We start from the raw sequence: 13,614 nt of genomic DNA on the forward strand, positions 1-13,614 counted from the left end.
CCCGCGGGATGGTGACGGCGGCGACCATAGCGGGCCGGCGACCACTCGCAAGCGCCGCGCCCAGCAACATGACGATACAAATATTGACTGCGCCGGCAATGGTTGCTAAGGCAACAGAATGTCGTTCTACAATCGTGACAATTTCATGCCCGATGACTCGGCGGGCTATCTGATCAAGCGGTGCAACCAGCTCAATCTGGCGCTGCTCGATCGGACCTTCGCCGAGGAGGAGCTGACCGCCTCGCAATGGTCGACGTTGCTCACCATCCACCTCGACCCGGACGCGACCTGCGCCTCGCTGGCGCGCGACCTGACCTATGACAAAGGCGCGATGACCCGCATGATCGACGTGTTCGAGGCACGCGGGTTGGTCGAGCGCACGCGCAGCGAGGACGATCGCCGCGTCGTCAACCTGGCGTTGACCGAGGCGGGGCGCGACGCCGCGATGCGCTGCCGCGACAAGGCAATCGAGTGCTGGAACCGTCATCTCGCCGACTGGAGCACCACCGAGGTCGAGCAGTTCCTCGCGCAGCTTCGCAAGCTGCGCCAGACGCTGGAGGAAAACGACGCATGCGCCGACTGATCCCGCTCGCCGCCGCGCTGCTCGCCAGCGCCTGCGCGGTCCCCGGCTCGCCGCCGGTGACGGTCGCCAAGACCGCGCCCGACCTCGCGCTCGCCGGCCCGTCGGTGACGCTCGCGCCCGACTGGTGGAGCGCGATCGGTGACCCGCAGCTCGACCGCCTCGTCGCCGACGCGCTCGCGGGCAATCCCTCGCTCGACGCCGCCGCGGCGCGCGTCCGTCAGGCGCAGGCCGCGTTGGCTCGTCAGGACGCGGAATTGCGCCCCGATGCCGCGCTCGACGTCAACGTCCAGGGCCAGCGGCTGTCGAGCAACTATATCATTCCCCCGCCCTTCGCGGGCACGGTGCGCGCGCTCGGCACCGGGCAGGCCGGACTCAACTGGAACCTCGACCTGTTCGGCCGGCAGAAGGCCGCGATCGCGGGCGCCGCGGCGCAGCTCCAGGCGGCCGAATATGACCGCGCCGCTGCGCGGCTGATGCTCGCCGGCGCGGTGGTGCAGAGCTATGTCGAACTCGCGCGCGCCGAGCGCCAGGCTGCGATCGCCGAGCGCACCATCGCGACGCGGCAGCAGTCGCTCGGGCTGGTCGAGGTGCGCGAGCGCAATCGGCTCGCCAGCCGCATCGACATCACGGCGGCGCAGACGCTCGTGTCGCAGGCGCGGCTCGCGCTGGTGCAGGCGCAGGGCGCGCGCGCTATCGCCGCCGACGCGCTCGCGGCGCTGGCAGGGCGCGGCGGCGACTATGCCCGCGCGCTCCAGCCCACCCGGCTCGCCGCCGATGCGGCGCTGCCGGTGCCGGCGACACTGCCCGCCGACCTGCTCGCGCGCCGGCCCGACGTCGCCGCGGCGCAGGCGCGGATCGCCGCCGCCGCGGCGCAGCGCCAGGTCGCGCGCCGCGCTTTCTACCCTAACATCAACCTCTCGGCCTTGGTCGGGCTGCAGGCGATCGGCTTCGGCAATTTCGTCGACCTGTCGTCGGGGATCGCGGGCGGCGGCGCCGCCATCCATCTGCCGCTGTTCGACAGCGGGCGGCGCACTGCCGAGCTGCGCGGCGCCACCGCCGCGGTCGACGTCGCCACCGCGCAGTACAATGAGTCGGTCGTCGCCGCCGCGCGCGACGCCGCCGACGCGATCGCGCGCGTCCAGGCCGCCGACGCCGCGCGCGTGCGCCAGCGCGAGGTGGTGACCGGACTCGCCGAGACCAACCGGCTCAACGGCGTGCGCGTGCAGAGCGGGCTGTCGAGCCGGCTCGACCTCGTGAACACCGACATCCGCCTGCTCGACGCCGAGCTGGCCGACGCCAATCTCGCGATCGACTCGCTCGCGGCGCGCGCGCAACTCGCCACTGCGCTCGGCGGCGGCTTCGCGCTGCCGACGCCCGCCACCCCCCTTCCCGCCACCGGCGCCCAGGACCTGTCCCGATGACCGACACCGCCGCCCCTACGCCGTCGCCCGCTCCCGCCCCGACGCCCACACCCACGCCCGCGGGTAAGCCGAAGGCGCGCCGCCGCGCCTTCCTGATCCTCGGCGCGGTGCTGCTGGTGGTGCTGATCATCTGGGCGACTATGCACTTCTTCTTCGCACCACCGGAGGAGGAGACCGACGACGCTTATGTAGCGGGCGATGTGGTGGCGATCACCGCGCGCGATCCCGGCACGGTGACGCAGCTCCACGCCGACAACACCCAGTCGGTCACCGCGGGCCAGCCGCTGATCGACCTCGACCCCACCACCGCCGACGTCAACGTCGCCGCCGCGGCCGCTGAGCTAGCCCGCGCCGTGCGCTCGACGCGCGCCGACTTCACGCGCGTGGGCCAGTCCGACGCCGGGATCGTCCAGGCCGAGGCCGAGCTCAACCGCGCGCGCGACGATTATGCGCGCCGCCGCGGCGCCGCGCAGCAGGGCGCGATCTCGGGCGAGGAGCTGAGCCACGCCGCCGACGCGGTGAAGGTGGCGACCGCCAACCTGCGGCTCGCGCGCGAGCAGCGCCGCCAGGCGCAGAGCGCGGTGCAGGGCACCGACGTCAACACCAACCCCGCGGTGCTCGCCGCGATCGCCAATTATCGCCGCGCCGCGGTGGCGCGCGGCCACATGCACGTGATCGCGCCGATCGCGGGCGTGGTGGCGCAGCGCACTGTGCAGGTCGGCCAGCAGGTTAACGCGGGCACGCCGCTGATGGCGATCGTGCCGCTCGACCGTTTGTGGGTCGATGCCAATTTCCGCGAGACCCAGCTCAAGGACCTGCGCATCGGCCAACCGGTGAAGCTCACCGCGGACATGTACGGCGGCGACATTGTCTATCACGGCCGCGTGGTCGGGCTCGCCGCAGGCAGCGGCAACGCCTTCGCGCTGCTCCCGCCCCAGAACGCCAGCGGCAATTGGATCAAGATCGTTCAGCGCGTGCCGGTGCGGATCGCGCTTGACCCGCGCGAACTGCGCGCCAATCCGCTGCGTGTCGGCCTGTCGGTCAACGTCACCGTCGACACCGCCGACCAGCGCGGCGCGCGGCTCGCGCAGACCGCGGCGTCGCCTTACCGCGGTAACACCAATGTCGGCACCGATCCGAAGGTCGAGGCGGAGATCCGCCGCATCGTGGCGGCCAACCGGTGAGCGGCGTCGCGGAGCGGCTCGGGGTAGCGACCGCGCTGCTGTTCCCGCGCGTCTCCGCCCCGGTGAGCGCGGGACGACGGCATGATCTGCTTGCTTCCCCGTCTTCGTCATCCCGGACTGGTTCCGGAAGCCAGCGTGCCACGAGCCCCACGCCGGCTGGACACGCGGACGGGTGGATCCCGGACCAAGTCCGGGATGACGGTGGCGAGTGGGACCACGCTTCCTCCCGTGCCGCGATCATCGGCCGCGCCCCTCGGCGTTCGTCATTCAAGCTTCCTGCGTTCACAGGAACACGGTTGAGGCACCCCCATCATGGCTAGCGGCGCGCCGCAGGAACAGGCGCCGCTGAGCGGCGTCCAGCTCGGCGTCACCGCCTTCGCGCTGGCGCTCGGCACCTTCATGATGGTGCTCGACAGCACCATCGCCAACGTGTCGCTGCCCACGATCGCGGGCAATCTCGGCGTGTCGAGCGACAATTCCACTTGGGTGGTCACCGCCTTCGCGGTCGCCAATGGCGTCGCGGTGCCGCTGACCGGCTGGCTGATGCGGCGCTTCGGCGTGGTGCGCGTGTTCTGCACCTCGGTGGTGCTGTTCACCATTGCCTCCTTCCTGTGCGGCGTGGCGTGGGACCTGCCCTCGCTCATCATCTTCCGCGTGCTCCAGGGCGCCGTCTCTGGGCCGATGATGCCGGGCAGCCAGGCGCTGCTGATTTCGATCTTCCCGCACGACAAACGCTCCACCGCGCTCGGCATCTGGTCGATGACCACCTTGGTGGCGCCGATCATGGGCCCGATCCTCGGCGGCTACATCTCCGACAATTACCATTGGTCGTGGATCTTCCTGATCAACGTGCCGTTCGGCGTCGTCACGGCGCTGGTGTGCTGGTTCAACCTGCGCAGCCGCGAGACGCCGACGATGAAGCTGCCGATCGACACGGTCGGGCTCGGGCTGCTGGTGCTGTGGGTCGGCTCGCTCCAGGTGATGCTCGACCTTGGCAAGAACGCCGACTGGTTCAACGATCCGCTGATCGTGGTGCTGACCATCACCGCAGCGGTCGCCTTCGTCGCCTGGGTGATCTGGGAGCTGACCGACGCCAATCCGACGGTGGACCTGACGTTGTTCGCGCGCCGCAACTTCTGGATCGGCAACCTGTGCTTTTCGCTCGGTTATGCGGTGTTCTTCGCCAACATCCTGATCCTGCCGCTCTGGCTCCAGACTCAGCTGGGCTATACCGCGACCTGGGCCGGGCTGGTCGCGGCGCCGAGCGGGGTGGTGGCGGTGGCGCTGACGCCGCTGGTGGCGAGACTCTCGGGCAAGGTCGACGCACGCCTGATCGCCACCGTCGCCTTCGGCGGCTTCGCGATCAGTTATTGGATGCGATCCGGCTATACCGCGCAGGCGACCTTCGGCGACCTCGTTCTGCCGCTGCTCGTTCAGGGCGTGTCGATGAGCACCTTCTTCCTCGCGATGCTGACGATCTCGCTCGACAAGATCCCGCCGCAGCGGCTGCCCTCCGCAACCGGCATCTCGAATTTCTGCCGCATCACCGCGGGCGGGTTCGCCGCCTCGCTGATCTCGACCGCGTGGGACCGGCGCGAGGCGCTCCATCAGAGCCGGCTCGCCGAGGCGATCGGCAACGGCATGCCGTACCAGATGGCGGCCGAGCAGATGCAGCGCATGGGGATGAGCGCGCAGCAGGCCGCCGCGGCGGTGACGCGCCAGATGGTGGGGCAGGCTTATCTGCTCGCCTCGGTCGACCTGTTCCGCCTTTCCGCGTGGCTCGCGGCGGGGTTGATCCTGCTGGTGTGGACCTGCCGCCGGCCGAGCGCGCCGTCAGGTCCGGTCGCGGCGGACTGAGGGCGCCGGTGCCCCGGCGGAGGCCGGGGCCCAGATGGGAGACGCTGGTGAGACCCACTCCCGCTATCCCGACTGGGCCCCGGCCTTCGCCGGGGAACGATGAGAGGGGGCGTGCTGACATCGGCCCTCCCCATTCCTCTTGCCATTCCGGCGAACGCCGGGGTCCAGTTGCGAAGGCCGTCGTGGGTCTCACCATCGTCCCCCAACTGGACGCCGGCGCCGGCCGGGGCGGTGGCGAGCGCGGAGCGGGCGCCGAGCGCGGGACGATTGGCCCGCTCTGTCCCGCGCGCTAAGACGCGGACATGACCGACTTCGCCGCCACCCGCGCGCTGTTCCATCTGCCGCCGGGCGTGATCTATCTCGACGGCAACTCGCTCGGCCCGCTGCCACGCGCGGCCGAGACGCGCGCCGCCGCGGTGATCCGCGAGCAATGGGGCGAGCGGCTGATCCGCGGCTGGAACGACTGCGAGTGGATGGCGCTGCCGACGCGTGTCGGCGACCGTATCGCGCGGCTGGTCGGCGCGCCCGCGGGCAGCGTGATCACCGGCGACACGCTCTCGATCAAGCTGTTCCAGGCGCTCGCCGCGGCAGTTGCGCTCCGTCCTGACCGCCGCGTGGTACTGAGCGACAGCGGCAATTTCCCGAGCGACCTCTACATCGCGCAGTCGCTGCTCGACTCGCTCGGCCAGGGGCATGAACTGCGCGTCGTCGCCCCCGAGGACGTAGCCGACGCGATCGACGACAGCGTCGCGGTGACGATGCTGACCGAGGTCGACTATCGCACCGGTCGCCTCCACGACATGCGCGCGCTCACCACCCGCGCGCACACCGCCGGCGCGATCGCTTTGTGGGACCTGGCGCATTCCGCCGGGGCGCTGCCAGTCGATCTCGCCGGCGCGAACGCTGACTTTGCCGTCGGCTGCACCTATAAATATCTCAACGGCGGCCCCGGCGCCCCCGCCTTCCTCTACCTCGCGCCGCGCCACGCCGAGACCGCGCGTCCAATCCTGAGCGGCTGGCTCGGCCATCGCGCACCCTTCGCGTTCGAGCGCGGCTATTCGCCCGCACCCGGCGTGGAGCGGATGCGGATCGGCACGCCGCCGGTGATCGCGCTCTCGGTGCTCGACGCCGCGCTCGACGTCTGGGACGGGGTCGACATGGCCGACCTGCGCGCTGCCTCGATCCGCCTGTCGCAGCGCTTCATCGCCGAGGTGGAGGCGCGCTGCCCGCAGCTCACGCTCGCCTCGCCGCGCGACCCGCACGCGCGCGGCAGCCAGGTGAGTTTCGCGCACCCGCAGGCCTATGCGGTGATGCAGGCGCTGATCGAGCGCGGCGTGATCGGCGATGTGCGCGCGCCCGATTTGCTGCGCTTCGGCTTCACGCCGCTCTACCTCGGCGAGGAGGAGGTAGTGCGCGCGGTCGATATCCTTGCCGATATCCTCGTGACGAACGCCTGGAACCGTCCCGAGCATCACGCCCGTGCCGCGGTGACGTGATGAGCGAGCATCACGACGCCGAGCTGAACTTCGCCGAGCGCATGGGCTATGGCGACTATCTAGCGCTCGACCGCGTGCTCGAGGCGCAGCACCCGCTGAGCGACGCGCATGACGAGCTGCTGTTCATTATCCAGCACCAGACCAGCGAATTGTGGATGAAGCTGGCAGTGCACGAGCTGGAGAGCGCGCGCGACGCGATCCTGGCCGATCGGCTGCCGCAAGCGTTCAAGCTGCTCGCGCGCGTGGCGCGAATCCTGGAGCAGCTCAACGGCGCCTGGGACGTGCTGCGGACGATGACGCCGTCCGACTATACCACCTTCCGCGACGCGCTGGGTCAGTCGTCGGGGTTCCAGTCGTGGCAGTATCGTGCGGTGGAATATCTGTGCGGCAACCGCGTCTCGGCGACGCTCGGGCCGCACCGACACCGCGCGCCGACGCTCGCGCGGCTTGAGGCGATCCTCGCCGCGCCGAGCATCTACGACGCCGCGCTGGTCCGCCTCCACGCCGCCGGGCTGCTCGCCGACCCTGCGCGCGACTGGCGCGCGCCACACGTCGCGAGCGAAGCGGTGGTGGGTGCGTGGGAGCAGGTGTATCGCTCGCCCGAGACGCACTGGCCGCTCTACGAGCTGGCGGAGAAGCTCGTCGACCTGGAGGATTATTTCCGGCGCTGGCGCTTCAACCACGTCACCACGGTGGAGCGCGTGATCGGGCTGAAGCGCGGCACCGGCGGCACCGCGGGCGTCGCTTACCTGCGCAAGATGCTCGAGGTCGAGCTGTTCCCCGAGCTGTGGCAGGTGCGCACGCGGTTGTGAGGGGGGGGCTCGCCACTTCTGCTACCACCCCGCGAACGCGAGACCTTTGTGAAAGTCGCGGAACGTTCCTCATCTTCCGTCATCCCGGACTTGTTCCGGGATCCACTTCACCGCGAGAGCAACTCGCGATGAGTTCGCGGGACGGTGGATGCCGGAACAAGTCCGGGATGACGAGAGGGTGTTGCGAAGGTCTCGCGAATGCCGATGCCAGTCGGGGCACGCCGGTGAGACCCACAACCGCCTTCGCACCTGGACCCCGGCGTTCGCCGGGGTGGTAGAAGGTAAGGGATGGGCGCGAGGGTCGCAGGAGCGCCGTCGCGGGGGATGCACTTCGGTCGGTTCCGTCCTACGCCCGCGGCAACCACCACGAAGGTCGCGCCCATGAGACTGCCGCTGCTCGCCACCACCGCCCTGTTCCTCGCCACCCCGGCACTGGCGCAGCAGACGCCCGCCCCCGCGGCCACCGCCGCTCCCGGCCCCGTTCCGCTCGGCCAGCTCCCCGATACGGCACGCCCGAGCGCCTATCGCATCGACCTCACCGTCCGCCCCGAGCAGGAGCGCTTCACCGGCCACGCCGAGGTCGACGCCGAACTCCGGCGCGCCACCACCTCGCTCTACCTCCACGGGAACGGCCTCGCCGTCACCGCGGCCGTCGCCCGCGTCGGCGGCCGCACCGTGACCGCGCGCTACACCCAGGTCGACGCCTCGGGCGTGGCGCGGCTCGACTTCGCGACACCGCTGCCCGCCGGCCGCGTCACGCTCGCCTTCGACTATGACGCGCCGTTCATGACCGGCGCCGAGGGGCTGTACCGCGCCAAGGTCGGCGATAACTGGTACGCGTGGACGCAGATGGAGCCGATCGACGCGCGGCGCATGTTCCCCGGCTTCGACGAGCCCGGCTTCAAGACGCCCTTCACGCTCAGCGTCACCGCGGCGAGGGGGGAGAAGGTGTTCGCGAACACGCCCGAGACCGCCGCCACCCCCGCGGGCGCGGGGCTGACCCGTCACATGTTCGCCCCGTCCAAGCCGCTGCCGACCTATCTCGTCGCGATTGCGGTCGGGCCGTTCGACGTCGTGCCCGGCGACGCGCCCGCCAACGCGGTGCGAACCACCGCGCTCCCCTATCGCGCCATCGCCACCAAGGGCCAGGCCAAGCGGCTCCGGCTCGCCGCGACCGAGGGGCCGAAGATCCTCGCGCTGCATGAGCAGTATTTCGGCATCCCCTACCCGTACGAGAAGCTCGACCAGATCGCCGGTCCGGTGATGAGCGGCGCGATGGAGAATGCCGGCCTCGTCAGCTACAATGACACGCTGCTGCTGCTCGCCCCCGACGCGCCGGCGTCGCAGCGCCGCGGCTTCGGCACGGTGGTGGCGCACGAGCTGGCACATCAATGGTTCGGCGACCTCGTCACCCCGAAATGGTGGACCGACATCTGGCTCAACGAGAGTTTCGCCGAATGGGCGGGCAATCGCGTCGGCGAGATCTGGCAGGCCGGGCTCGGCACCGACGTGGCGCAGCTCGCCGAGGCGTTCGCGGCGATGGACACCGACAGCCGCGCGGTCGGCCGCCCGATCCGCCAGGAGATCACGCGCAACGACCAGATCGCCAGCGCCTTCGACTCGATCACCTATCAGAAGGGTGGTCAGGTGCTGACGATGGTGGAGCGCTATCTCGGCGCGGAGAAGTTCCGCCGCGGCGTGCAATTCCATCTGAACCGCTTCCGCTACGGCAACGCCGCCGCCGACGACTTCTTCGAGTCGATGGCGACGGGCTCGGGCGATCCCGGCATCGTCCCGGTATTCCGCAGCTTCGTGACGCAGACCGGCGTGCCGGTGATCCGCATCCGCGCCGACGCGGCCGGGCGCTGGCAGCTGAGCCAGCAGCGCTATCGCCCGATCGGCGTCGCCGCGCAGCCCGCGCCGCAGACCTGGACGGTGCCGGTCTGCGCGCGTCAGGGCGAGACGCGCAGCTGCACCCTCCTCGGCAGTGCGACCGGGACGCTCGCGCTGCGCGGCAGCGGCCTGGCGGTGCCCAACGCCGACGGCGCGGGCTACTGGCGCTACAGCCTCGACGAGGCCGGCTGGGCCGGGCTGCTGCGGGGTGCCGACACGCTGCCCGCGCGCGAGGCGATGGCGGCGGCGGACAGCCTCTGGGCCGACTTCCTCGCGGGCAACGCCAGCTTCGCGCGCGTGATCGCGGGGGCGCGCGCCTTCGCCGCGCATCGCGAGCGCAGCGCGACGCTGCAGCTGCCGCAGGCGATCGCCGAGGTCGAGCAGCTCGACCTGTCACCCGCCGCGACCGCGGGGCTGCGCCGGCTCGCGGGCGAGCTGTCGCTGCCGCGGCTGCGCGCGCTCGGCGCGGTGTCGTTCGCGCCCGGCGCCTATGCCGGCGAGGAGACCGGGCAGAGCCTGCTGCGCCAGAACCTGGTCGACTATGCCGCGCAGACCGCGCGCGACGCGGCGCTGCGGGCGCAGCTCGCCGAGGCGGCCGAGGGCGCGCTCGCCGCGACGCCGCGGCCGGTCGATCCGTCCTATCGCGAGCTCGCGTTCGCTGTGGCGGTGGAGGACCGCGGCGTCGCCTTCATGGACCGGCTGCGTGACTCGCTGGCGGCGAGCGGCGACCCTCTGTTCCGCTCGCACGCGGTGCGCGCGCTCGGCCACGCCACCAGCGCTGCCGAGGTGGCGCGCGCGCTCGAGCTGACGCGCCACCCGGCGCTGCAATCGACCGAGCGGCTGACGCTGATGACACGGCTCGCCTACCAGCCGCTCGGGCGCGACGCGCTGCTGTCGCTGTTCACGCGCGACTTCGACGGCGCGATCGCGGGCGTGCCCGCCTTCGCACGCGCGCGCATCCCGACGCTGTTCGGCGGCTATTGCAGCGCGGACAAGGCCGACGCGGTCGAGGCGCTGTTCCGGCCGCGGCTGGCGACGCTGGGCGGCGGCGCGCTCGAGCTGAGCCAGGCGCTCGGCGCGATCCGCCAGTGCGTTGCGCTGCGCGCGGCCAAGCGCGCGGAGGTGGAGGCGGCGCTGCGGTGACGGGGTGGCGATCTGTCGCACCGGCCCAGGGACAGCCTGCCTACGTGAAGGAGAGGACCGATCCGACGCGAAAAGCCCCTCCTCTTTAGGGGAGGGGTTGGGGTAAGGCGCTTCCTCCAGCGGGACGTTCGTGGAAAGGCCCCACCCCTGCCCCTCCCCTGGGGGGAGAGGTCCTCCTGTCCGCAATCGCGCCTATTATGACGCGAGTTAAGCCCTTGGCCGCGCCGCCACCCGCGACACGCGCAGAGGCACGCCTCAAGCCCCCCGCAGCATCCGGATGATGCCGGAGAAATCCTCGCCGCCGTGCCCGCCCTCGCTGAACGCGCGGTACAGGTCGCGCGCATGTTCACCGAGCGGCAGCGTCGCGCCGCCGTCCGCCGCCGCGGCCATCGCCAGCTCCAGGTCCTTGAGCATCAGCGCGCCCGCAAAGCCGCCGCGATAGTCGTTGTCGGCGGGCGACTGCGGGCCGACCCCCGGCACCGGGCAGTAACTCGTCATTGACCAGCTCTGCGCGGTCGCCTTGCTGGCGATGTCGTAGAACACCTGCGGGTCGAGCCCGAGCCGCTCGGCCAGCACGAAGCCCTCGCAGGTCGCGATCATCGTCGCGCCCAGGATCAGGTTGTTGCAAAGCTTGGCGGCCTGGCCGGTGCCGCTCGCGCCGGCGTGGATCACCGCCTTGCCCATCGCCTCGAGGAAAGCCTGCGCGCGCTCGAACGACTCGGCCGGTCCGCCGACCATGAAGGTCAGCGTGCCCGCGGTCGCCGCCGCGATCCCACCCGAGACGGGCGAGTCGATCGCGGCGACCCCGCGCGCGCGCGCCTGCTCGGCGACCGCGCGCGCGGTGGCGACGTCGATGGTCGAGCAGTCGATCAGGATCGTCGCGGCGTCGACCAGCGGCAGGATCTCGTCATAGACCTGCGCGACGTGGCGCCCCGCGGGCAGCATGGTGACGACCGCCTCGGCGCCTGCCACCGCCGCCGCGGCGCTGTCGACGGCGAGGCAGCCCGCGACTTCGGCGCGGGCCAGCGCCTCGGCGGAGAGATCGAAGGCGCGCACGTCATGGCCGTGCTTCGCCAGGTTGGCGGCCATCCCGCCGCCCATGTTGCCCAGCCCGATGAACGCGACGCGTGCCATTGTCCCTCTCCTTCTCGCGGGGGCTTAATCCCCATCCGTTCGCCTCGGATAGCCGTCGAGCTTGTCGACACGGCATATCGAGAGGTCAGCGCACGTGGCCCTCTCGACACCTGATCTCGGCAAGCCCGATCACTGCTCGAGGCGAACGGCTGGGGTGAGCGCGAATCTAACGCCCGCTCCACTGGCCCGCGCGTTTCTCCACGAACGCCGCCATGCCTTCCTGCTGGTCGGCGGTGCCAAACAGCGCGTGGAACAGCCGGCGCTCGAACTGGATGCCCTGCGCCAGCGTCGTCTCGAACGCGGCGTTGACCATCTCCTTGTTCGCGATGGCGGCGAGCGGCGCCATCCCGGCGATCGTCGCGGCAGTGCGCAGCGCCTCGTCGAGCAGCTCGGCGGCGGGCACGACGCGGCTGACCAGCCCGGCGCGCTCGGCCTCGTCGGCGTCGATCATCCGGCCGGTGAGCACCATCTCCATCGCCTTGGCCTTGCCGACCGCGCGCGCCAGCCGCTGCGAGCCGCCCATGCCCGGCGAGACGCCCAGCTTGATCTCGGGCTGGCCGAACTTCGCGGTATCCGCCGCCAGGATGAAGTCGCACATCATCGCCAGCTCGCAGCCGCCGCCCAGCGCATAGCCCGCCACCGCCGCGATCAGCGGCTTGCGCGTCCGCGTCAGCTGCTCATAGCCGGAAAAGAAGTTGCCGGCGTACATGTCGGCGAAGCCCTGCCCCGCCATTTCCTTGATGTCGGCGCCGGCGGCGAAGGCGCGCTCGCTGCCGGTGAGCACGGCGCAGCGTTGCGCCGGATCGGCGTCATAGTCCGCCAGCACCCGGAGCAGCTCGGCGAGCACCTGCGTGTTGAGCGCGTTGAGCGCCTTGGGCCGGTTGAGCGTCAGCAGCGTCACCGCGCCGCGTTGCTCGACCAGGATCGTCTCATACTCGGCCATGGGTCAGTCCCTCAATCGTGCGGAGTCCAGGCCTCGGCCTCAGGCAGCGGGGCGAAGATCTGGTCGATGACATGGTCGCTGACCGCCTCCGGCGTGGCGGGCTCCCAGCGCGGGGTGTTGTCCTTGTCGACGATCACCGCGCGCACGCCCTCGAGGAAGTCGTGGCGCTGCACCACGCGCGTGGCGACCGCATATTCCTGCCGCATCTCGTCGGCGAAATCGGCCATGCGCGCGCCATGCTTGAGCAGCTTAAGCGAGACCTTCATCGTCTGCGGCGACTTGGTGCGCAGCGTCGCCAGCGTGGCGCGCGCGAACTCGCTATCGTCGGCCTCCAGCGCCGCGAACACCGCCTCGACCTGGTCCGAGGCGAACAGCCGGTCGATCACCTCGCGCTGGTCGAGCAGCGCGGCAGGGCCGGGCGCGACATGCGCAGCGTCGAGCACCGCGCGCAGCTCGGCCGGGCGCGCGGCAATGTCGCGCTTGAGCGCCTCGAGCCGTGCGCTCTCGACATAGTGCGTCGCCAGCCCGAGCGCGTGGCAGGCCGCGCCGTCGACGCGCGCGCCGGTGAGCGCGAGATACTGGCCGATCCGTCCCGGCAACCGCGAGAGGTACCAGCCGCCGCCGACGTCGGGGAACAGGCCGATGCCGGTCTCGGGCATCGCCAGCCGCGTATTCTCGGTGGCGACGCGGTAGCGGCACGGCTGCGACAGGCCGACGCCGCCGCCCATCGTCACGCCGTCCATGAACGCCACCACGTCCTTGGCATAGGTGAACAGGCGGTGGTTCATGCGATATTCGACATGGAAGAAGGCGCGCGCGGCGCTGCCGTCGCCCGCGCCGCTCTCGGCGAGCAGGCGGATGTCGCCGCCGGCGCAGAAGCCGCGGCCCGCGGCATGGTCGATCGTGACGCAGCGGATCGTGTCGTCGCCGCGCCAGCGCTCGAGCGAGTCGAGCACGGCGGCGCACATCTCCGCGGTGAGCGCGTGGAGCGCCTGGGGGCGGTTGAGCCGCAGCTTGGCGACGCCGCCCTCGGTCTCGGCGATGAGGTCAAGCATCAGATCCTCCCCGGCGCGGGGAGGGGGACCATGCGAAGCATGGTGAAAGGGGCTCTCGGCTAGCGTTACCGGTGACGGAGGAGGAGTATCGAG

General features: G+C 71.2%; 10 protein-coding genes. 7 read left to right on the top strand and 3 right to left on the bottom strand.

Annotated features, from left to right (window positions below; all coding sequences use genetic code 11):
- The first annotated feature begins 118 nt into the window (after positions 1-118).
- From ACMGDM_RS02395 to ACMGDM_RS02425, 7 genes are all read left to right on the top strand, one after another.
- Positions 119-583, top strand: a complete 465-nt coding sequence (locus ACMGDM_RS02395) for a MarR family winged helix-turn-helix transcriptional regulator (protein WP_436802539.1) — start codon at positions 119-121, stop codon at positions 581-583.
- Positions 571-2,004 (top strand): efflux transporter outer membrane subunit, encoded by a 1,434-nt coding sequence (locus ACMGDM_RS02400; protein WP_436802540.1) that lies wholly within the window; start codon positions 571-573, stop codon positions 2,002-2,004. The genes ACMGDM_RS02395 and ACMGDM_RS02400 overlap by 13 nt, the downstream gene beginning before the upstream one ends.
- The gene (locus tag ACMGDM_RS02405) at positions 2,001-3,188 is read left to right on the top strand and encodes an HlyD family secretion protein (RefSeq protein ID WP_436802541.1); all 1,188 of its coding nucleotides are present in this window, start codon (positions 2,001-2,003) and stop codon (positions 3,186-3,188) included. The genes ACMGDM_RS02400 and ACMGDM_RS02405 overlap by 4 nt, the downstream gene beginning before the upstream one ends.
- Positions 3,189-3,500: 312 nt before the next feature.
- Complete coding sequence (locus ACMGDM_RS02410) at positions 3,501-5,045, top strand: DHA2 family efflux MFS transporter permease subunit (protein WP_436802542.1); 1,545 nt, start codon at positions 3,501-3,503, stop codon at positions 5,043-5,045.
- Between the two features lie 302 nt (positions 5,046-5,347).
- Positions 5,348-6,541: a kynureninase gene (gene kynU / locus ACMGDM_RS02415; protein WP_436802543.1), complete on the top strand. Its 1,194-nt coding sequence runs from the start codon at positions 5,348-5,350 to the stop codon at positions 6,539-6,541.
- Positions 6,541-7,353: a tryptophan 2,3-dioxygenase gene (locus tag ACMGDM_RS02420; protein ID WP_436802544.1), complete on the top strand. Its 813-nt coding sequence runs from the start codon at positions 6,541-6,543 to the stop codon at positions 7,351-7,353. The genes kynU and ACMGDM_RS02420 overlap by 1 nt, the downstream gene beginning before the upstream one ends.
- A gap of 381 nt (positions 7,354-7,734) precedes the next feature.
- Positions 7,735-10,389: a M1 family metallopeptidase gene (locus ACMGDM_RS02425; protein ID WP_436802545.1), complete on the top strand. Its 2,655-nt coding sequence runs from the start codon at positions 7,735-7,737 to the stop codon at positions 10,387-10,389.
- Between the two features lie 255 nt (positions 10,390-10,644).
- Here ACMGDM_RS02425 and mmsB read toward each other — a convergent pair whose 3' ends face one another.
- The 3 genes from mmsB to ACMGDM_RS02440 form a co-directional block, all read right to left on the bottom strand.
- A complete protein-coding gene (gene mmsB, locus ACMGDM_RS02430; RefSeq protein WP_436802546.1) occupies positions 10,645-11,523 on the bottom strand; it encodes a 3-hydroxyisobutyrate dehydrogenase in 879 nt (292 codons plus the stop codon).
- A gap of 166 nt (positions 11,524-11,689) precedes the next feature.
- Entirely contained in the window at positions 11,690-12,466 is a 777-nt protein-coding gene (locus ACMGDM_RS02435) for an enoyl-CoA hydratase (RefSeq protein ID WP_436802547.1), read from the bottom strand.
- A gap of 11 nt (positions 12,467-12,477) precedes the next feature.
- Positions 12,478-13,521: an enoyl-CoA hydratase/isomerase family protein gene (locus tag ACMGDM_RS02440; RefSeq protein ID WP_436802548.1), complete on the bottom strand. Its 1,044-nt coding sequence runs from the start codon at positions 13,519-13,521 to the stop codon at positions 12,478-12,480.
- Positions 13,522-13,614: the final 93 nt, after the last annotated feature.

This window comes from Sphingomonas larreae (assembly GCF_051400595.1).
Classification (GTDB): domain Bacteria; phylum Pseudomonadota; class Alphaproteobacteria; order Sphingomonadales; family Sphingomonadaceae; genus Sphingomonas.